Source organism: Rhizobium sp. PAMB 3182 (genome assembly GCF_052908355.1).
Window position 1 is genome coordinate 144,344 of the sequence record NZ_CM128607.1, and the last position, 20,036, is coordinate 164,379.

General features: G+C 62.9%; 22 protein-coding genes. 11 read left to right on the top strand and 11 right to left on the bottom strand.

Going from position 1 to position 20,036, the window contains the following annotated elements; genetic code table 11:
* The first annotated feature begins 13 nt into the window (after positions 1 to 13).
* Complete coding sequence (locus ACU5AZ_RS00780) at positions 14 to 529, top strand: single-stranded DNA-binding protein (RefSeq protein ID WP_446824183.1); 516 nt, start codon at positions 14 to 16, stop codon at positions 527 to 529.
* Between the two features lie 29 nt (positions 530 to 558).
* On the opposite strand, the gene ACU5AZ_RS00785 is transcribed toward ACU5AZ_RS00780, so the two are convergent.
* The gene (locus ACU5AZ_RS00785; protein ID WP_446824184.1) at positions 559 to 1,185 is read right to left on the bottom strand and encodes a MarC family protein; all 627 of its coding nucleotides are present in this window, start codon (positions 1,183 to 1,185) and stop codon (positions 559 to 561) included.
* Between the two features lie 216 nt (positions 1,186 to 1,401).
* Here ACU5AZ_RS00785 and gyrA point away from each other — a divergent pair, with 216 nt between their 5' ends.
* The gene (gyrA, locus tag ACU5AZ_RS00790; RefSeq protein ID WP_446824185.1) at positions 1,402 to 4,200 is read left to right on the top strand and encodes a DNA gyrase subunit A; all 2,799 of its coding nucleotides are present in this window, start codon (positions 1,402 to 1,404) and stop codon (positions 4,198 to 4,200) included.
* A 153-nt stretch (positions 4,201 to 4,353) separates the two neighbouring features.
* Here gyrA and ACU5AZ_RS00795 read toward each other — a convergent pair whose 3' ends face one another.
* Positions 4,354 to 4,491: a hypothetical protein gene (locus ACU5AZ_RS00795; protein ID WP_446824186.1), complete on the bottom strand. Its 138-nt coding sequence runs from the start codon at positions 4,489 to 4,491 to the stop codon at positions 4,354 to 4,356.
* A gap of 47 nt (positions 4,492 to 4,538) precedes the next feature.
* Entirely contained in the window at positions 4,539 to 4,691 is a 153-nt protein-coding gene (locus ACU5AZ_RS00800; protein ID WP_261930096.1) for a hypothetical protein, read from the bottom strand.
* A gap of 255 nt (positions 4,692 to 4,946) precedes the next feature.
* Here ACU5AZ_RS00800 and coaD point away from each other — a divergent pair, with 255 nt between their 5' ends.
* The 5 genes from coaD to tgt all read left to right on the top strand — a co-directional run bounded on the left by coaD (position 4,947) and on the right by tgt (position 8,878).
* Positions 4,947 to 5,450, top strand: a complete 504-nt coding sequence (gene coaD, locus ACU5AZ_RS00805; RefSeq protein ID WP_446824187.1) for a pantetheine-phosphate adenylyltransferase — start codon at positions 4,947 to 4,949, stop codon at positions 5,448 to 5,450.
* 18 nt (positions 5,451 to 5,468) lie between these two features.
* A complete protein-coding gene (locus ACU5AZ_RS00810) occupies positions 5,469 to 6,041 on the top strand; it encodes a peptidylprolyl isomerase (protein ID WP_446824188.1) in 573 nt (190 codons plus the stop codon).
* 32 nt (positions 6,042 to 6,073) lie between these two features.
* Positions 6,074 to 6,583: a peptidylprolyl isomerase gene (locus tag ACU5AZ_RS00815; protein WP_261930099.1), complete on the top strand. Its 510-nt coding sequence runs from the start codon at positions 6,074 to 6,076 to the stop codon at positions 6,581 to 6,583.
* A gap of 81 nt (positions 6,584 to 6,664) precedes the next feature.
* A complete protein-coding gene (gene queA, locus ACU5AZ_RS00820; RefSeq protein ID WP_446824189.1) occupies positions 6,665 to 7,741 on the top strand; it encodes a tRNA preQ1(34) S-adenosylmethionine ribosyltransferase-isomerase QueA in 1,077 nt (358 codons plus the stop codon).
* A 6-nt stretch (positions 7,742 to 7,747) separates the two neighbouring features.
* Positions 7,748 to 8,878: a tRNA guanosine(34) transglycosylase Tgt gene (gene tgt, locus ACU5AZ_RS00825; protein WP_446824190.1), complete on the top strand. Its 1,131-nt coding sequence runs from the start codon at positions 7,748 to 7,750 to the stop codon at positions 8,876 to 8,878.
* Between the two features lie 3 nt (positions 8,879 to 8,881).
* Here the strand turns inward: tgt and ACU5AZ_RS00830 are convergent, their stop codons facing one another.
* Both ACU5AZ_RS00830 and ACU5AZ_RS00835 read right to left on the bottom strand, forming a co-directional pair.
* Complete coding sequence (locus tag ACU5AZ_RS00830) at positions 8,882 to 9,310, bottom strand: DUF4864 domain-containing protein (RefSeq protein WP_446824191.1); 429 nt, start codon at positions 9,308 to 9,310, stop codon at positions 8,882 to 8,884.
* A 63-nt stretch (positions 9,311 to 9,373) separates the two neighbouring features.
* Entirely contained in the window at positions 9,374 to 10,288 is a 915-nt protein-coding gene (locus tag ACU5AZ_RS00835; RefSeq protein WP_446824192.1) for a LysR family transcriptional regulator, read from the bottom strand.
* Between the two features lie 101 nt (positions 10,289 to 10,389).
* Between ACU5AZ_RS00835 and ACU5AZ_RS00840 the strand changes: the two genes are divergently transcribed.
* Positions 10,390 to 10,941, top strand: a complete 552-nt coding sequence (locus tag ACU5AZ_RS00840; RefSeq protein ID WP_446826075.1) for an N-acetyltransferase family protein — start codon at positions 10,390 to 10,392, stop codon at positions 10,939 to 10,941.
* On the top strand, positions 10,938 to 12,143 hold the full coding sequence (locus ACU5AZ_RS00845; RefSeq protein ID WP_446824193.1) for an MFS transporter: 1,206 nt from the start codon (positions 10,938 to 10,940) through the stop codon (positions 12,141 to 12,143). Before ACU5AZ_RS00840 ends, ACU5AZ_RS00845 begins: the two co-directional genes overlap by 4 nt.
* Before the next feature lie 313 nt (positions 12,144 to 12,456).
* Here the strand turns inward: ACU5AZ_RS00845 and ACU5AZ_RS00850 are convergent, their stop codons facing one another.
* From ACU5AZ_RS00850 to metG, 3 genes are read right to left on the bottom strand one after another with little or no spacing between them, the layout of a single operon-like run.
* Entirely contained in the window at positions 12,457 to 13,281 is an 825-nt protein-coding gene (locus ACU5AZ_RS00850; RefSeq protein WP_446824194.1) for an MBL fold metallo-hydrolase, read from the bottom strand.
* A complete protein-coding gene (locus ACU5AZ_RS00855) occupies positions 13,281 to 14,066 on the bottom strand; it encodes a TatD family hydrolase (protein WP_446824195.1) in 786 nt (261 codons plus the stop codon). The genes ACU5AZ_RS00850 and ACU5AZ_RS00855 overlap by 1 nt, the downstream gene beginning before the upstream one ends.
* Positions 14,067 to 14,109: 43 nt before the next feature.
* Complete coding sequence (metG, locus tag ACU5AZ_RS00860) at positions 14,110 to 15,657, bottom strand: methionine--tRNA ligase (protein WP_446824196.1); 1,548 nt, start codon at positions 15,655 to 15,657, stop codon at positions 14,110 to 14,112.
* 361 nt (positions 15,658 to 16,018) lie between these two features.
* Here metG and ACU5AZ_RS00865 point away from each other — a divergent pair, with 361 nt between their 5' ends.
* Complete coding sequence (locus ACU5AZ_RS00865) at positions 16,019 to 16,819, top strand: sulfite exporter TauE/SafE family protein (protein ID WP_446824197.1); 801 nt, start codon at positions 16,019 to 16,021, stop codon at positions 16,817 to 16,819.
* An 8-nt stretch (positions 16,820 to 16,827) separates the two neighbouring features.
* On the opposite strand, the gene ACU5AZ_RS00870 is transcribed toward ACU5AZ_RS00865, so the two are convergent.
* Positions 16,828 to 17,973, bottom strand: a complete 1,146-nt coding sequence (locus ACU5AZ_RS00870) for a DUF2336 domain-containing protein (protein ID WP_446824198.1) — start codon at positions 17,971 to 17,973, stop codon at positions 16,828 to 16,830.
* 104 nt (positions 17,974 to 18,077) lie between these two features.
* Between ACU5AZ_RS00870 and ACU5AZ_RS00875 the strand changes: the two genes are divergently transcribed.
* Positions 18,078 to 18,755, top strand: coding sequence for an aldolase/citrate lyase family protein (locus tag ACU5AZ_RS00875; RefSeq protein ID WP_446824199.1), 678 nt, complete (start codon positions 18,078 to 18,080; stop codon positions 18,753 to 18,755).
* 19 nt (positions 18,756 to 18,774) lie between these two features.
* On the opposite strand, the gene ACU5AZ_RS00880 is transcribed toward ACU5AZ_RS00875, so the two are convergent.
* Together ACU5AZ_RS00880 and ACU5AZ_RS00885 are read right to left on the bottom strand one after the other, a co-directional pair.
* Positions 18,775 to 19,386, bottom strand: a complete 612-nt coding sequence (locus tag ACU5AZ_RS00880) for a flavin reductase family protein (RefSeq protein WP_446826076.1) — start codon at positions 19,384 to 19,386, stop codon at positions 18,775 to 18,777.
* Positions 19,387 to 19,391: 5 nt separating this feature from the next.
* A complete protein-coding gene (locus tag ACU5AZ_RS00885) occupies positions 19,392 to 19,976 on the bottom strand; it encodes a nitroreductase family protein (protein WP_446824200.1) in 585 nt (194 codons plus the stop codon).
* Positions 19,977 to 20,036: the final 60 nt, after the last annotated feature.

Consider the following 20,036-nt stretch of genomic DNA (forward strand, 5'->3'; position numbering starts at 1 on the left):
CGAGGTGAAGAGTATGGCAGGCAGCGTCAACAAAGTGATTTTGATCGGCAATCTGGGCGCGGACCCGGAAATCCGCCGTACGCAGGACGGCCGACCGATCGCCAATCTGAGGATCGCGACGTCGGAAAGCTGGCGCGACCGCAACAGCGGCGAGCGTCGGGAAAAGACCGAGTGGCACGCCGTGGTCATCTTCAACGAAGGCCTGTGCAAGGTGGCCGAGCAGTACCTGAAGAAGGGCTCGACCGTTTACATCGAAGGTCAATTGCAGACACGCAAGTGGACCGACCAGAGCGGCCAGGACCGCTACACGACGGAAGTCGTGCTGCAGGGCTTCAACGGCAATCTGACGATGCTCGGCGGTCGTGGCGACGGTGGCGGTGCGCGTGGCGGACGTGACGAAGGCTATGGTGGTGACTATGGCGGCGATTACGGCTCGCCGGCTCCGGCATCCCCGTCGCGCGGCGGCGGCGCTGCGGCACCCTCCGGCGGCGGTTTCTCGCGCGATCTCGACGACGACATCCCGTTCTGAGAACGATTTGGATCGACAGGCAGACGGCGTCAGGCGAAGGCCGATTTGACGCCGTCTATCACGAACTGGACGGAGAGGGCGGCCAGCAGCACGCCCAGGAGCCGGGTGAGGATCGCCCGGCCCGTCATGCCGAGGAAGCGGTCCAGCCGTTCGGCCACCATCAGCACCACCAGCATGATCGCCAGACAGAAGGCGATGACCGTCACGAGGCCGGCCTTTTGAACAGGGCCGTCCAGCGATCCCGACAAAAGGATCGTCGCCGATATGGCGCCCGGGCCGGCAATCAGCGGAATGCCGAGCGGGAAGGCGGCGAGGTCGTGGATCTGGTCCTTGGTCAGCGCCACTTCCTTGGTGTTTTCATGCCGCTGCTGGCGCTTCTCGAAAATCATCTCGAAGGCGATCCAGAACAGGAGCAGTCCGCCCGCCACCCGGAATGCACCCATGGAAATGCCGAGCTGGGTCAGTACCGAGGCCCCGGCGATCGCGAAAAAGGCAAGAATGAAGAAAGCGATGATGACGCCGCGCAGCGCGACCTGCCGGCGCTGGCTCGTCGACATTCCGGCCGTCATGCCGAGAAAGATCGGCGCCAGGCCGGGCGGATCCGTAGTCACCAGAAGCGTGGTGATCGAATTGATGAGAAAATCCGTCGTTGCCATGCGCCCGCCTTGCCCCTTTTCCGTTCCGTTTTAGCCCGGTGGGCGGCAGATGCCTAGAGCGGCGGCCGGTGTTTGGCGGCCAAGACTTGCAAAGGGGCATGCCAATGCCTTACTGCAGGCCAAAAGCCTGTTCAAAACCCGGCTTCAAATTGGCACCCCCGAACGCTTTCCGATATAACCCGGATAGTGATTCTGACAATGAGAACGTGAACCGTTTTGACCGAACATAGCACACCTGGCAGCGGGTCTAACCCGCCCGGCATCGAGCCGATTTCCATCATGGAGGAAATGCAGCGGTCTTATCTCGACTACGCAATGAGCGTGATCGTGAGCCGCGCGCTTCCCGACGTCCGCGACGGACTGAAGCCAGTGCACCGGCGCATCCTTTTTGGCATGTCCGAACTCGGCGTCGACTGGAACAAGAAATACGTCAAATGCGCCCGCGTGACCGGTGACGTGATGGGTAAATACCATCCGCACGGCAATTCGGCGATCTACGATGCGCTGGCCCGTATGGCGCAGGACTGGTCGTTGCGGCTGCCGCTGATCGACGGGCAGGGCAATTTCGGCTCGATCGACGGCGACCCGCCGGCAGCCGAACGCTACACCGAGTGCCGCCTGCAGAAGGCCGCCCATTCGCTCCTCGACGATCTCGACAAGGAAACGGTCGACTTCCGCGAAAACTACGACGGCACCCTGTCGGAGCCCGTTGTCGTTCCCGCCAAGTTCCCGAACCTGCTGGTCAATGGCGCGGGCGGCATCGCCGTCGGCATGGCGACCAACATCCCGCCGCACAATCTCGGCGAAGTGATCGACGGCTGCGTCGCGCTCATCGACAATCCGGCGATCGAACTGCCGGAGCTGATGGAAATCATTCCGGGACCGGACTTCCCGACGGGCGCCCTGATCCTCGGCCGCGCCGGCATCCGCTCGGCCTACGAGACGGGCCGCGGCTCGGTCATCATGCGTGGCCGGGCGACCATCGAGCCGATGCGCGGCGACCGCGAGCAGATCATCATCACCGAGGTTCCCTATCAGGTGAACAAGGCGACGATGATCGAGAAGATCGCCGAATTGGTGCGCGACAAGCGCATCGAAGGCATTTCGGACCTGCGCGACGAATCCGACCGCCAGGGCTACCGCGTGGTCGTCGAGCTGAAGCGCGACGCCAATGCCGACGTGATCCTGAACCAGCTCTACCGCTACACGCCGCTGCAGACCTCGTTTGGCTGCAACATGGTGGCGCTGAACGGCGGCAAGCCTGAACAGCTGACGCTGATCGACATGCTGAAGGCATTCGTCTCGTTCCGCGAGGAAGTCGTCAGCCGCCGGACCAAGTACCTGCTGCGCAAGGTGCGCGATCGCGCCCATGTCCTCGTCGGTCTGGCGATCGCCGTCGCCAATATCGACGAGATCATCCGGCTGATCCGCTATGCGCCGGACCCGCAGACCGCCCGCGAGCAGTTGATGGAACGCCGCTGGCCGGCCGCCGACGTGGAAGCGCTGATCCGCCTGATCGACGACCCGCGTCACCGCATCAATGACGACATGACCTACAATCTGTCGGAAGAGCAGGCGCGCGCCATCCTCGAGCTGCGCCTTGCCCGCCTGACGGCGCTCGGCCGCGACGAAATCGGCGACGAGCTCAACACCATCGGCGCGGAGATCAAGGATTATCTTGAAATCCTGGCGTCGCGTGAGCGTATCCAGACCATCGTCAAGGACGAGCTGACGGCCGTGCGTGACGAATTCGGCACGCCGCGCCGCACCGAGATCACCTTCGGCGGTCCGGACATGGACGACGAGGACCTGATCGCCCGTGAGGACATGGTGGTGACCGTGTCGCATCTCGGCTACATCAAGCGCGTGCCGCTGGCGACCTATCGGGCCCAGCGTCGCGGCGGCAAGGGCCGTTCCGGCATGGCGACGCGCGACGAGGATTTCGTCACGCGCCTGTTCGTCGCCAACACGCACACGCCGGTGCTGTTCTTCTCCTCGCGCGGCATCGTCTACAAGGAGAAGGTCTGGCGCCTGCCGATCGGCACGCCGACCTCGCGCGGCAAGGCGCTGATCAACATGCTGCCGCTGGAACACGGCGAACGCATCACCACGATCATGCCGTTGCCCGAGGACGAAAGCGCCTGGGAAACGCTGGACGTCATGTTCTCGACGACCCGCGGCACCGTTCGCCGCAACAAGCTGTCGGACTTCGTCCAGGTCAACCGCAACGGCAAGATCGCCATGAAGCTGGACGAGGAGGGCGATGAAATCCTCTCCGTAGAGACCTGCAGCGAGCTTGACGACGTGCTGCTGACCACCGCGCTCGGCCAGTGTATCCGCTTCCCGGTTACCGAAGTCCGTGTCTTCGCGGGCCGCAATTCGGTCGGCGTGCGCGGCATCAACATGGCGGACGGCGACCGCATCATCTCGATGACGATCGTCGGCCATGTCGACGCAGAGCCATGGGAGCGCGCCGCCTACCTCAAGCGCTCGGCCGGCGAACGCCGCGCCATGGGCACGGACGAGGAAGAGATCGCGCTGGTCGGCGAAGAGGTCACAGAAGAGGGTCACCTCAATGACGACCGCTACGAAGAGCTCAAGGCACGCGAGCAGTTCGTGTTGACGATCTCCGAACGCGGCTTCGGCAAGCGGTCCTCGTCCTACGATTTCCGCACCTCGGGTCGCGGCGGCAAGGGTATCCGCGCCACCGATACCTCGAAGACCGGCGAGATCGGCGAACTGGTCGCGGCCTTCCCGGTCGAGGACAAGGACCAGATCATGCTGGTATCAAACCGCGGCCAGCTGATCCGCGTGCCGGTCGACGGCATCCGCATCGCCAGCCGCGCCACCAAGGGCGTGACGATCTTCTCCACCGCCAAGGACGAGAAGGTCGTATCGGTCGAGCGCATCAGCGAGCCGGAAGGCGAGGATGTGGAAGACATTCTGGAAGCGGGCGACACCATCGTCGCGCCGGAGGGCGAGACGCCTCCGGATGCCGCACCCTCCGAGGAATGAAGAAATCAGGCCGGGCTCCAATGCCCGGCCTTTTTCGTATGCGGCGCCGCAACTCCGGTGGCCGGACAACAAAAAAAGACCGGACGCCAGGGAAGCATCCGGTCTTTTTCTTGGGAGGTCATTTCAATTCAATGCGGCACGGCGGCGAATGCGTCAGATGAAGTACTGGCGATCGTTGCCATGCTGCTTCATTTCCTTGGCTTCGTGCTGAAGCTCGCTCACGGTAAACGCGATGGACGTGATGAACATCGTGGCGATCAAGGTGCTCAAAAGAATCAAGGCAATAAACATCGGGGCATCCTTCCTAAGCTCTGCCGGCGGGGACCGGCGCGATCAGGTCAGTGAATGTAGCGGTGCGTGTTGACGGCAAAAACACGATCACCAGCGTCGGCGGTCCGGATGTTTCCATCGTGACCGATAAACATCGCTGCGAGCATCGCTGCGATAAAGCCTGTCCAGACCACGTTGATGATCATAATCTTGTCGGTCATGGCCAATTCCTTCCTGTTTACATCTTTTTAATGCGCAGCGATTGGCTTTGTTCCCGCCTTCGTCTGCTGCATACCCTTAAAACACACTCAATCTGAAGACGCCTTGAATGCCCCGTTCATCTGGCGTTCATGTAACCTTACATTTCTTAACGTATGTGGCGAAGCTATGTCGGACGTGATTTAGCCTTTTTTAAGAGGGCTTGCGGCTCTCACGCTTCCATGACAAAAGACGGCGAAACAGAAACCCGGACGCCCATGAAAACAGCGTTTTACCCAGGCTCATTCGACCCGATGACGAACGGTCATCTTGACGTGCTCGTTCAGGCGCTGAACGTGGCGGAAAAGGTGATCGTGGCGATCGGCGTCCATCCTGGCAAGACGCCGCTTTTCTCTTTCGATGAACGGAAAAAACTGATCGTCAGCTCGCTTTCGGAAGTCATGCCGGATGCCGAGGGCAGGGTCTCCGTCGTTTCCTTCGACAATCTTGTGGTCGATGCGGCTCGCGCCCATGGTGCAAGCCTCCTCATCAGGGGATTGAGGGACGGCACCGATCTCGACTATGAAATGCAGATGGCCGGCATGAACAACCAGATGGCGCCGGACATTCAGACCGTGTTTCTGCCGGCCGGCACGGCATCCCGGCCGATCACCGCCACATTGGTGCGGCAGATCGCGGGTATGGGAGGAGATGTGAGCGCATTCGTGCCGAAGGTCGTCCTGGACGCCCTCCTGGGGAAACGCAATGCCGCTCGCGGATAAGGGTCTCAAGGAGAAGATATGAAACTCGCAAAACTGGCCTTTGCAGGCGCATTGTTCCTCGCAGCCTCGATCGGATCGGCCTTTGCCGCCGAGAACGATTATCTGACCATCCAGCTGAAGGACGGCCCGGTGGTCGTCCAGCTTCTGCCGGACGTCGCGCCGAAGCACGTCAAGCAGATCGAGACGCTCGCCAAGGAAGGCAAGTATGACAACGTCGCCTTCCATCGGGTGATCGAAGGCTTCATGGCGCAGACCGGCGATGTCGAGTTCGGCAATATGAAGGACGGTTTCGACGCGTCGCGCGTCGGCACCGGCGGCTCCAAGCTGCCGGACCTGCCGGCCGAATTTTCCGACATCGGCTTCGAGCGCGGCGTGGTCGGCATGGCCCGCGCGCAGGATCCGAATTCCGCCAATTCGCAGTTCTTCATCATGTTCGCGGACGGTCCCTTCCTCAACGGCCAGTACACGGTCGTCGGCAAGGTCGTCTCTGGCATGGAATTCGTCGACAAGATCAAGCGTGGCGACGGCGCTAACGGGGAAGTCACCGATCCGGACCGCATGATCAAGGTGACTGTCGGAAAGCCCCAGTAAAAAACCAAGCGGTACAGTCAAGGAGACATAGCATGGCCGAGATCAAGGATCCGGAAAACACGATCATCATGGAAACCACCAAGGGCAAGGTCGTGATCTCGCTCCTGCCGGACGTGGCGCCCGGCCATGTGGCCCGCATCAAGGAACTGTCGCGCGAAGGCGCCTATGACGGCGTGGTGTTCCACCGCGTGATCGAAGACTTCATGGCGCAGACCGGCGACGTGCAGTACGGCAAGCAGGGCGGACCGAGCTTCAACCCGGCCCGCGCCGGCATGGGCGGCTCTTCCAAGCCGGACCTGAAGGCCGAATTCTCGGCCGTTTCGCACATTCGCGGCACCTGCTCGATGGCCCGTTCGCAGAACCCGAACTCCGCCAACTCGCAGTTCTTCATCTGCTTCACCGATGCACCCTGGCTCAACAAGCAGTATTCGGTCTGGGGCCAGGTCATCGAAGGCATGGACATCATCGACCAGATCAAGCGCGGCGAGCCGGTGCGCGATCCCGACTCCATCGTCTCGATGAAGGTCGCCGCCGACGCCTGATTTTCTGACGGCTTTTCAGCACCCGCTCCGGCAATTTGCGTGCCGGGGCGGGTTCGCCTTTTCTTGGACGCCCGCATAGCCATGAAAGTTGACCTTTTCGATTTCGACCTGCCGGAAGAGCGCATTGCGCTGAGGCCCGCGAGCCCGCGCGACAGCGCCCGCATGCTGATCGTCCGGCCGGGAGAGGCGCTGGAAGACCGGAACGCCTTCGACCTGCCCACCTTCCTGCGTCGCGGCGATGCGCTGGTCTTCAACGACACCAAGGTCATTCCGGCCCAGCTCGAAGGCGTGCGACTGCGCGAAGGAGCGGAACGGACGCCGGTTTCCATCACCCTGCATATGCGGACCGCCGGCCACCAGTGGAAGGCGTTTGCTAGGCCTGGCAAGCGCATCAAGGCCGGCGACCGGATCGAATTCGGTCATGGCGGAGACGCCTGTCTTCTCGGAACACTTCTGGCCACCGTCGCGGAGAAGGGCGAGGCGGGCGAGATCACGCTCGACTTCGATCTCTCGGGCCCGGCGCTGGACGAAGCGATCGCCACCGTCGGCCACATTCCGCTGCCACCCTATATCGCGGCCAAGCGCGGCGAGGACGAGAAGGACCGGACCGACTACCAGACCATCTACGCGCGCGAGGACGGTGCCGTCGCCGCGCCGACGGCCGGCCTGCATTTCACGCCGGAGCTATTCCGGCGGCTGGACGAGATAGGGATCGAACGCCATTTCGTGACGCTGCATGTCGGCGCCGGCACATTCCTGCCGGTCAAGGCCGACGATACCGACGATCACAAGATGCACCTCGAGACGGGTTACGTCTCCGAGGAGACCGCGGCGGAGCTGAATGCGGTGCGGGCGCGGGGAGGGCGGATCGTTTCCGTCGGCACGACGTCTCTGAGGTTGCTCGAAAGTGCTGCCGACGAGTCCGGTGCGATCCAGCCATGGGCGGGTGCCACCGGCATCTTCATCACGCCCGGCTACCGTTTCCGCGCCGTCGACGTGCTGATGACCAATTTTCACCTGCCGAAATCGACGCTGTTCATGCTCGTTTCGGCGTTCAGCGGACTGGAGACGATGCGCGGAGCCTACGAGCACGCCATTGCCACCGGCTACCGCTTCTATTCCTATGGCGATTCCAGCCTGCTGTTTCGGAAAGACTGACAGACGATGACCGAGAATTTCCAGTTTACGCTGAAGGGCAAGAGCGGCGGCGCGCGCCTTGGCGAAGTGTCCATGCCGCGGGGCACGATCCGCACGCCCGCCTTCATGCCGGTCGGCACGGTCGGCTCGGTCAAGGCGATGTATCTCGACCAGGTGCGCGACACCGGTGCCGACATCATCCTCGGCAACACCTATCACCTGATGCTCCGTCCCGGCGCGGAGCGCGTCGCAAGGCTCGGTGGTCTTCACGACCTGATCCGCTGGCCGCACCCGATCCTGACCGACAGCGGCGGCTTCCAGGTCATGTCGCTGTCGGCGCTCCGAAAGATCGACGAGCAGGGCGTCACCTTCAAGAGCCATGTCGATGGCAGCCTGCACCACATGTCGCCCGAGCGCTCCATCGAGATCCAGGGCCTGCTCGACAGCGACATCCAGATGCAGCTCGACGAATGCGTGGCGCTTCCGGCCGAGCGCAAGGAAATCGAACGGGCGATGGAGATGTCATTGCGTTGGGCGGAGCGCTGCAAGGTGCAGTTCGGCAACCAGCCGGGCAAGGCGATGTTCGGCATCGTGCAGGGCGGCGACATCCCGGACCTGCGTGTCCGTTCGGCGCGCGCGCTGAAGGATCTCGACCTCAAGGGCTATGCCGTTGGCGGCCTCGCGGTCGGCGAGCCGCAGCATGTGATGCTGGAAATGCTCGAAACGACGCTGCCGGAACTGCCGACCGAGAAGCCGCGCTACCTGATGGGCGTCGGCACACCGGATGACATCTTGAAATCGGTCGCCCGCGGCATCGACATGTTCGATTGCGTGATGCCGACCCGCTCAGGTCGCCACGGCCTGGCGTTCACCCGTCGCGGCAAGGTCAATCTGCGGAATGCCCGGCATGCCGAGGATATGCGGCCGCTGGACGAGCAGTCCAATTGCCCGGCGTCCCGCGATTATTCGCGCGCCTATCTCCACCATCTGCTGCGCGCCAATGAAGCGCTCGGCGGCATGCTGCTCTCCTGGCACAATCTTGCCTATTACCAGGAGCTGATGCAGGGCATCCGCAAGGCCATCGCCGAAGACCGCTTCGCCGACTTCATGGGCGAAACGACTGAGACGTGGGCGAGGGGCGATATCGATCCTCTCTGAGGGTCAGATGCCCTTGCTGGCCGTATCGACGTCCATCTGCACGCCGTTGATCTTGTAGCTGCCATCATCGTCACGCGTCATCTGGTAGATGGCGCGCCAGCTCTTGCCGTCGCTGCCGGTGATCAGCAGTTCCTGGAACAGCATGCTGTCGTCAGGCGCAACCGCCGAACGGCCGAAGGCGTAGTTGCCGGGCCGGATGACCGGCGCATAGCCGCGCTTGACCATCTCGAAGAACGTATCCTTGTCCGGAAAACGCTGCCTGATGGCCGGCGAGGCGAAGGCGTAGGCCGCCTCCGCGTCATTCGCCAGGAAGGCGTCGATCTGCTGCTGGATCACCTTCTGCGCCTCGGCGACCGGCTCTTCCGCCATGACGGCGACCGGCAGCAGGAGTGCCATGAACGCGGCTGCAACAAGTGGGATGAACGCACGCATCGTCGTCTCCTCTCCGTCTCATGAAGAAGTATACGCCCGATTTGGCGCAACGGATCGAAAAACTCAGCGAGCGGCGGGCGCTGCCTGCTGGATGGCCTGGATCAGTTCCTTCAATCCGCGATGAAGCGGCTTGTCGCGCCGGACGACGATCGCCAGCCGGCGGGCAAGCGGCGGGGTCAGGGTGCGGATGGAAAAGCGGCCGCGGTCGCGGGCATTCTGCACGGCCATGCCCGGCAGGACGGCGGCGCCAAGGCCGGCGGCGACCAGCTCCTTGGTCGCCTCGACGCTGCCCAGCGACATCACCGGCTTGATCGACGCGCCGGCGCCGGCGAGCCACTCATTGGTTATGAAGCGCGTGTTGCCGCCGGACTCGAACAGGATCACCGCCATGTCCGTCAGCCGGGCTGGCGTGATATCACCCTCGATGGCATCCTCCGGCCGGGCGATCAGCACGAACTCGTCCTCCATCACCGGGATGATCTCCAGCGAGCGGCCGGCGACGGGGAGGGTGACGAAGCCGATGTCGATGACGTTTTCTTCCACCGCGCGCACGACATCGGCCGTATTGCCGGTCATCACCGAAATGTCGATCAGCGGAAACTTGGCCCTGAGGCTGCCGAGGAGCGGCGGAAAGAAGAAGGCGCAGGCGGTGGCGCCGGTTCCGAGCCGCACCCGGCCGCCGACGCCGCCCTTGAAGGCATCCATGGCGTCGATGGCGGCCGTCACGTCGGCTTCGATGCGCGCCGCATGCGAGAGAAGAAGCTCGCCCGCCGCCGTCGGTCGCGCGCGCCGGCCGACCCGTTCGATCAGCTGGACGCCAAGCGAACGCTCCAATTGCCGAACCTGCTGGCTGACTGCTGGCTGGGTGAGGTTGCGCCGCTCGGCCGCGGCAGAGAAGCTGCCAAGGGCGACGACCTGTGACAGGGTGTCGAGATAATCGAGATTGAGCCGTCTCAAACCAAACTTTTTCTTATCCAATGTATGATTTCGACAATATTCAATTATGCCTGCAATTTTTGCAAGATGGTGTCACGAACTTGCCAGCATAGAGAATTGCAGTGACCGAGAATTCCGAAAAGATGTCCGTACCAGCACACAGATTGATTGTCCGCGATGCGGAAGAGGCCGACATGGCGGCGATCCAGGCGATATACGCCCACCACGTCCTCCACGGCCTGGCGAGTTTCGAAGAGACGCCGCCGTCAGTGGAAGAACTGCGGACGCGGCGCGCAAGCGTGCTGAAGACGGGACTGCCCTATATCGTCGCCACGAAGGATGGTGAGGTGGTCGGCTATGCCTACGCCACCATGTATCGGCCGAGGCCGGCCTATCGCTACACGATCGAGGATTCGGTCTATGTGGCGGAGGGTAAGGGCGGGCAGGGTATCGGCGCCCTGCTTCTTGCCGAACTCATTGGCCGCTGCGAAAAGGGCCCGTGGCGCCAGATGTTCGCCGTCATCGGCAACGGCCACTTCAACACGGGCTCGGAGGCGCTGCACAGGAAGCTCGGTTTCGAAAAGGTCGGGCTGTTGACCTCGGTCGGCTTCAAGCACGGGCGCTGGGTCGACACGCTGCTGATGATGCGGCCGCTGGGGCCGGGCGACGGGGAACCACCGGCGGACAGCCGATGATTTCGCGCCTGCAGGTCTTCTGCCTCGGGCTGACGCAGCTCGTCTCATGGGGGATTTCCTACTACCTGATCGGCACCTTCGCGGGAACGCTTGAGGCCGAGCGCGGCTGGAGCATGGATGCGATCTATGGCGGTTTTGCCGCAGCGCTCATCGTCATGGGTCTGACGTCGGCGCTGACCGGGCGGCTGATCGACACATTCGGCGGTCGCTGGATCATGAGCACCGGAGCCTTGCTGATCGCCGTCGGCTGCACCGGGATCGCCGTCAGCCATTCGCTTGCCGGCTACTATGCCTCGTGGCTGATCCTGGGGCTCGCCATGCGGCTTTCCCTCTATGACGCGGCGTTCGCCGCGCTGGTCAAACAGGCAGGACCTGCTGCGCGCCAGCCAATCGCCCAGATCACGCTGCTCGGCGGCTTGGCGTCCACCGTCTTCTGGCCGATCGGCCACTATCTGTCGGACTTCTTCGGCCTCACGGTGGCGCTGTTCTGCTACGCAGCTTTTGCGCTCTGCACCATCCCGCTTTATCTGGTGGCCCTCGTTGCGCCGCCGCGGGGCTCGGTGCCGGAGGGCGAGACGGCAAGGGCAGGGCTGTCTGACATCGACAACCCTGCCTCCAAGCCACGAAGCCTCGTGCCTGCCATTCTGTACGCGGTCATCGTCGCCGCGACCAACAGCCTGTCGGCCGGCCTGACGTCGCATCTGATCGGCATCCTCGACGGCCTTGGCATGGCGACCGTTTCCGCGGTCTGGATCGCATCGCTGCCGGGCATTGCCCAATCCACGGCGCGCTTTACCAATCTCGTCATCGGCCGCAAGCTCAATCCGCTGTCGCTGAACCTCATCGCCGCAAGCGTGATGCCGATCGCATTCCTGTGCAGCTTCTTCAGCGGCTGGTCGATGGGCATGGCCGCAATCTTCGTCGCACTGTTCGGCGCAGCAAACGGCCTGCTGACGATCACGCGCGGGTCACTGCCACTGGTGCTCTTCGACGACCGACACTACGGCCGTCTCGTCGGCAAGCTGATCACACCGAGCTTCTTCCTGTCGGCCGCATCGCCGCTGGTCTACGCTATGGTGATCGAACGTGCGGGCGACATGGCGGCGCTCGTCCTGTCTCTGGTGCTCGCTGTCGTCATATTCGCCGCCGCTGTTGCATTGAAGGTGCTTGGACAGCGTTCGAAGGTTTCAGGCGCTTCGTAGGAGAGAAGATTTCCGTGCGTGGGAACAGCCCCACCGAACCGCATCCAAAGATCGCATAAGATAGATTATGGAACTATTCTGTGTGCTGGCGTGCCTTCCAGACGGTCATCGGCGGCCTATGGCAGCACTGTTTGGAGCCTGTCGTCCTCTCCCAGGAATGCTCCCAGTTCCGTTCGACATTGAATACTCATAAAGCGTTTCAACTCAATGTCTTCTGTCGATATCCGAATTAGAGACTTCAGGCTTCTGAAGCTTTGCATGCCGTGAATTCACAAATCCGCATACTGCATTGTTTCAAAGGTTCTTTTATCGATCACGATACTGCCGGCGCGTCACTCTCGAAGGTCAGCATGTCATAGGCCGGCTCGACGTGATCCGGCGTGCCGGACATCAGCGTGTCGTAGTCCAGCGGCACATGCATGTGGGTCAGGATCGCGCGTTTCGGCTGCAGCCGTTCGATCCAGCCAAGTGCCTGGTCGACCGATAGATGGCTCGGATGCTCGCGGTATTGCAGCGCGTCGATGACCAGCACATCGAGGCCCTGGAGCTTCGCGACGCTTTCCTCCGGGAAATGCGAAACGTCGCTGCAATACGCCACGTCACCAATCCTGAAGCCCAGCGAATGAATGTCGCCGTGACGCTGCAGGATCGGCATGAAGCTGATCTTTCCGCCTTCGCCGGAAATTGTCACCGGCATATCCGGAGTCTCGATCAGGTGCGGCTTGACGATTGGCGGGTACTGGCTTTCCGGCGGCGTCACCATGCAATAGCCGAAGCCGTCGCGGATGCGCTCCATGGTAAAGGCATCCGCCCAGATCGGAATGCGATGGCCGCGGACGAAGAAATAGCCGCGCAGGTCGTCGATGCCGTGCAGATGGTCGGCATGGGCGTGGGTGTAGAGAACCGCGTCCAGCGCCTCGACTTTTGCGGCAATCATCTGTTCGCGGAAGTCCGGGCCGGTGTCGATGACGACGGTCGTCCTACCGCCGTCCGGCGCGATCTGCTCGACCAGGAACGCGGCGCGCGTGCGACGGTTCTTCGGATTGTCCGGATTGCAGGCGCCCCAGTCACCGTTGATGCGCGGCACTCCCGGCGACGACGAGCAGCCCAGGATGGTGAAGCGCCGCCGGTAACTCATCAGGCCGCAAGCCTCGGCATCTTGCTGAAGATGCGGAATGCGTTTTCCGTGGTCCGTTCGGCGATCTCGGCATAGCCGACGCCCTTGACCTCGGCCAGCACCTCGGCGGTGTTGACGACGTAGGACGGCTCGTTGCGCTTGCCGCGCCAGCGCTTCGGCGCCAGATACGGCGCATCGGTTTCGACCAGAAGCCGCTCCATCGGCACCGTCGCTGCAATCTCGCGCAGCTCCGTCGATTTCGGAAAGGTCAGAATGCCGGAGAAGGAGACGTAGCCGCCAAGCTCGACGCCGGTCTTGGCGAGTTCAGCGCCGGACGAGAAGCAGTGCAGGATGAAGGGGAAGGCCCCCTTCCCTGTTTCCTCGGTCAGGATCGCCGCCATGTCGTCGTCGGCGCTGCGGCTGTGGATGACCAGCGGCAATTGCGTGATGCGCGCCGCCTCGATGTGGCGGCGCAGGCCGGTCTTCTGGTCCTCCGGCTTCTGCGTATCGTAGAAGTAATCGAGACCGGCTTCGCCGATGGCGACCACGCGCGGATGTGCGGCGAGCTTCACCAGATCGTCCGCCTGGATGTCCAGTTCCTCGTCGGCATTGTTGGGATGCGTGCCCACCGAGCAGAACACGGACGGATAGCGCTCGGAGATCGCCAGCAGCGTGTCGAGCTTTCGCACGCGGGTCGAGATCGTCACCATCTGCTTGACGCCCGCCTGGTGGGCGCGCTTGACGATCTCGTCGCGCTCCTCTTCGAAGTCGGCGAAGTCGAGATGGCAATGGGTATCGATCAGCATGCGTTCAGTGTCCTGGTCTGTTCTTGGTCTCAGCTCTTGGCTCTCAGCTCTCTGGCGCTACATAGCGCGGGAAAACCGGTTTGGGAGCCTCGAGCGGCGTTCCGGCCTTCAGACGGCCCGCGTCACCGAGGCTCGCAAAGCTGCGCTCGTCGGCGGAGGCCGCCACGAGGTCGAGCAGCTTGCCGGCCGATTCCGGCATGAAGGGCTGCAGCAGGATGGCGATGTTGCGGACCACTTCGGCGGTGACGTAGAGGACGGTGCCCATGCGCGCCGGGTCGGTCTTCTTCAGCGCCCAGGGCTCCTGGCCGGCGAAATAGCGGTCGGCCTGCGAGACAACGGCGATGATGGCCGCCAGCGCCTTGTGCAGCTGCTGCCGGCCCATCTCTTCGCGGGTGATGGCAAGGAGCGCATCGGCGGCTTCGAGCATCGCCTTGTCCTCGTCGGTGAAGGCGCCCGGCGCCGGCACCTGGCCGTCGCAGTTCTTGACGATCATCGAGAGCGAGCGGCTGGCCAGATTGCCGATGCCGTTGGCGAGGTCGGAGTTGATGCGGGTACCGATCGCCTCTTCGCTGTAGGAGCCGTCCTGGCCAAAGGAGACTTCGCGCATCAGGAAATAGCGCACCTGGTCGAGACCGAAATGCTCGACGAGCTCGACCGGGCCGACGACGTTGCCGAGCGACTTCGACATCTTCTCGCCCTTGTTGAGCAGGAAGCCGTGGGCGAAGACGCGCTTGGGCAGCGGCACGCCGGCCGACATCAGGAAGGCCGGCCAGTAGACGGCGTGGAAGCGGATGATGTCCTTGCCGATGATGTGGATATCGGCGGGCCAGTATTTCGCCCGCTCGCCGTCCGGATCGGTCAGATAGCCGGTCGCGGTCAGATAGTTGGTGAGAGCGTCGACCCAAACATACATGACGTGCTCGGGATCGCCGGGGACCTTGATGCCCCAGTCGAAGGTGGTACGCGAGACGGAGAGGTCCTTCAGGCCCGACTTGACGAAGGACACGACCTCGTTGCGGCGCTCGGCCGGCGCGATGAAGTCCGGATTGTCTTCATAATGCTTCAGCAGCCTGTCCTGGTATTCGGACAGCTTGAAGAAGTAGCTCGCCTCCTCGACCCATTCGACCGGCGTGCCCTGCGGTCCGTAGCGCACGCCGTCGCGGACTTCCGTTTCGCCTTCCTGGTAGTAGGCCTCGTCGCGCACCGAGTACCAGCCGGCATAGGAATCCCGGTAGATGTCGCCATTGGCTTCCATCCGCCGCCAGATCTCCTGGCAGGTCTCGTGGTGACGGGCCTCTGTGGTACGGATGAAGTCGTCGTTCGAGGCATTCAGAAGCTTCGCCATGGAACGGAACTCCGAAGAGTTGCGCTCGGCCAGTTCCTCGACCGGAATGCCCTCGTTACGCGCCGTCTGCTGCATCTTCTGGCCGTGCTCGTCGGTCCCGGTCAGGAAGAACACATCCTTGCCGTCAAGCCGCTGAAACCGCGCAATCGCATCCGTCGCCATGAGCTCGTAGGCATGGCCGATATGCGGCTTACCGTTCGGATAGGAGATGGCGGTCGTGATGTAGAATTTGGACTTGTCTGTCATGGCGCGTCTTGTTCGCTTCTAGAAAATCTGCCGGACCCGGCGAATGGATGACCCGGCCAGTGCGCTTGCCGGAATAGCGTCTAGCGCTGCTCTTAACGCATGTTTTCGGGGAACGGAACACCCTGTTTCGGAAGCGGCTGATGCTTTTGGCCAGCTAAGCCTGGACGTGCATCGCGTTTTGGCCTTGCCGCCTTCTATCGGTCGGCGTGACCGGCCGCTATAGTCGGCGTCGTCGATTCCGCATCGATGCCGAAATTGCCGGCGGCTCCCACGCTGCGGTGCCGCGGACAAAGTGAACGCAAAGTGCCACAAGACCGAAGGGCCGCATTCTGCCGCCGCCTTCGGTTGGGGAGAGGGTCGGATGATCTCATCGTCGCTTGACGCGCTCTACTACTCTCTGTGTGGCGGTTTCATCGGCATCCTGATCGGCCTGACGGGCGTCGGTGGCGCCTCCCTGATGACACCCCTGCTCGTTCTGCTCTTCGGCGTCCATCCGGCAACGGCGGTCGGCACGGATTTGCTTTACGCCGCGATCACCAAGTCGGCCGGCGTCGTGGTGCATGGCCGCCACGGCAACATAAACTGGCGCATCGTCGGTCTGCTGGCGGCCGGCAGCCTGCCCGCCTCGCTGCTGACACTGTGGCTCGTATCCTCCGTTGACCGCAGCGACCTCGCCCTGGTCAGCGGCGTCACGGTGGCGCTCGGCGCGCTTCTCATCCTGACTGCGCTCTTGCTCCTGTTGCGTCCGTGGCTGAAGAGGCTCGCCGCCCATGAACTGGAAGCCTTTGGCAGCGAAAGGCACGCGACACGCATTCTGGTCCTGACCTGGGTGCTTGGCCTGGTGCTCGGCACGCTGGTGACCGTTACCTCGGTCGGCGCGGGCGCGATCGGCGTCACCATTCTCCTGCTTCTCTATCCGAGATTGCCGATCCACGAGGTGGTGGGATCGGATATCGCCCATGCCATTCCGCTCACCTTCGTCGCGGGAATGGGCTACTGGATGATCGGCGAGATCGACTGGATGATCCTTGGCGCGCTGCTGACGGGCTCAATACCCGGCATCATCGCCGGCAGCCATATCGCGCCACGCCTGCCGGAGGTTTATGTCAGAACGTTGCTGGCGATCACGCTGCTGATCGTCGGCGGCAAGCTGATCCTCTGAGCCAGGTCTCAGGCTGCCTTGATCGCCGCATCCTCTGCATAGAGGCGGGCGAGACGGCGTTTCTGCTCGATCTGCAGCTTCGACACGATGTCCAGCAGTTCGTCGGCCTCGTCGTGCGAACCGCGCAGGTGACGGAACCGCGCCATCAGCTCGGACGCCAGATAGTCGACCGCGTTGTCGTAGCCGCCTTCCAGCGCGCCGCGCCAGAGCAGGGCAGCCTCGACGAAGATCGGGCTTACCGTGCGGGTGATGCCGGCCGCCTCGAAGAGCGCCCTCACCGCGTGCATGCGGCCCGAAGCCAGCACCGCGCGGGCGCGCCTGTCTTCGCAGCCGGAAAGATTGACAATGGCGGCGGCGAAAAATTCCAGCCGGCCGGAAACCAGAGCCTGCATCAGAAGTGCGGGCGTCAGACGTCCGGTCTTGCGCAGATGCTCGGTGAAATCCTTGAGATCCTCGGTATCAAGATCCGCGGAGATCGCGAGTGTCGCTGCCGAACCGGCTTCCTTGACGACGCGCTCCGTCCTCGACCGGCCGATCGCGGCACTGACGAAGCCGAACCCGGCCAGCGCCTCGCCAACATGCTGGACCAGCAGCTGGCGGGCCTTGCTCGGTAGCGACGGGCGCTCCAGAAGCATGCTGCGCACTTCGCCGTCGCCGCCGAAACGCTCCGCGATGCGCAGCAGCGAGAAGCCGGCAATGCTGGCGCTCGAATTTTCCAAAAGACAGATGATTTCCGGCTGGTCGCCGACTTCGGCAATGGCGGCCGAGACGCCGCGTGAGACCCCTCGCCTCGTGGCGATCAGCGATCGGGTGATACTGCTGCCGCGACCGGCGAGCTCGACCAGATCACCATCCGTCAGCACGGGCGAACGCAGCAGAATTTCCGAGGCGATCTCGTCCTGATCGCCGGCAAGGCAGAGGATCACAGCGTGCGGCGCATCGGGATCGCGGGCCAGCGCATCGGCGAGCGCCTTGCGCACCAGCGGCGACGGATCGTCCAGAAGATAAGTCATAGCAAGATCGGCGGCCTGGCGTTCGCTCGGCGTCATGTCCGATTGCAGGTAGGCACGTCCCAGGGCATTGGCTGCTTTCGCACGGTCTCCGGCTTTCGCCGTCTCGGTCCAGCACAAAAAACGCTCTATGATCACTGGCATGCCCCGCTTCGAATCGTTGCAGCCAACATCTGTCCGGCTGCAGGTTTCACGGTAGGGGCAAAAAGTTTAAGATTGGTTCACCATATCCATTAACCATGCGGGAGATGACCATTAGCCGCCTTCAACTCTGGGCAGGAGCCCTCCCTCGAGACGTCGAGAGCGTCCCGTCACATCCCGACGGCACGCCCGATGTCCTAGTCCTCGACCTTTCCTCCGGCGAGGCCCTACAGTCAGCCAAGCTGGGAACGTGGCGGGCAAGCGGCGCAGGGTTGTTCCTGAAAGTCGGAGCGTCCGCCACCGGGGCGGAACTCGACACGCTGATTGCCGGATTCTTGCCTGACGGTGTCGTGCCTTGTGGTCTCACCTCACCCATGGAGCTGCAAAAGCTTGATGCCTTGCTCGCGGTTGCGGAAACCCGATGCGGCCTCAACGAGGGACAGACAAGAATCGCGCTGCTGGTGGACAATGCGCGCATAGCGTCCAAACTGCAGGACGTACCCGGACAGACGAAACGCCTGACGGCAGTCGGCTGGGATGGCGAACGGCTGGCCGAGAGCCTTCGCGTGCCGCACGCGTCCTCCGACGATTTCTCCGGGCCGGTATTTTCGACGATCCGGAGCATGGTGCTGATTGCGGCGCGGGCGGCAGGCGTCACCGCGCTGGACTATGCCGGCCAGCGCCTGTCCGCGACCGACACGATGATGCGCCACGGCGCCGTCAGCGCCGGGGACGGGTTTGACGGCATCTACTGCGGCAATCCGCCGAGGGCGCAAACCGCCTGACGCGACTTCTCACCGCCGATCAGGCGGCAGGAACCTTCGGACGCGCCAGCTGGAAGGCGTCGCTGCCTTCGCAATAGTCCATGTAGCCCATGCGGGCGACAGGACGTGCGAGAGACATGTCGATATGGCCATCCTTCAGAATCTCGTCGCTCAGATGGATGCCCATGACCTGGCCGAAGACGACCCAGGAATCGGCAAGGCCGCCGTCGACCGTCTTCGGGCGGTAGACATCGGTCATCCGGCACTCCAACGCCGCGTAAGCTTCCCCTACGTAAGGCGCATCGACGACTTCGCCGTCGACCGGCGTGAGGCCGGTCAGCGAGAATTCATCGACGTCGTAGTCGACCAGCGCCGAGGACAAGTTCATCTGGTCGACCAGGTTGCGGCTGACGAGGTTGGCGGTGAAGACGGCGGTCTCCTCGATGTTGCGGACGCTGTCCTTGTGGCCGCTTGACGAGAACATCACCATCTTGGGGCTGTCGGATATCGCGTTGAAGAAGGAATAGGGGGCGAGATTTCGGACCCCTGCCCTGCCCTTCGTGCCGATCCAGCCGATCGGGCGCGGCGCGACGATGGCCTTGAAGGGATCATGCGGCAGACCGTGCCGGTTGCTGTCGGTCGTGTAGAACATCTTGCTCATGCCTCGTCTCCCACCCAGGTCACGACAGTCTCCAGTTCCGGTCGCGGCCGCTCGACGGCCGGAAAATCGGTGGAGCCGATATGGATGAAGCCGGCCACCTTTTCGCCGGGCTTCACGCCGAGCAGCGGATGGGCCGCCTCGTCGAAGGCGAACCATTCCGTCAGCCAGTTCGACACGTAGCCATGGGCGTTTGCCGCCATCAGCAGGTTGAGGCAAACGGCACCCGCCGACATCACCTGTTCCCATTCCGGGATCTTGAAATGCGGCGCCGCCGTGCTGATCACACCGATGACCACCGGCGCACGGGTAAACCGGGTCCGTTCCACCTCGATCATCTCGTCCGAAAGGTCCGGCTTCCTGGCCAGCGCCATCTTCAGCAGTTCCTCGCCGATCCGGGCGCGCTCGGCGCCGCGATAGACGACGAATCGCCAGGGTGCGATCTTGCCGTGGTCCGGAACCCGCACAGCAAGCTTGAGGATTGCCTCGATCTCGGACCGGCTCGGACCGGGCTCACGCATCTGAAAAGCCGGGATGGAGCGGCGCACCGCCAGATAATCGATCAATTTCATGTCCATGCTCATCAATATTCTCTTCCCGCTATCTGGTTTGCGGCCGTCAAATTAACTGGAATTCTCGCAAAG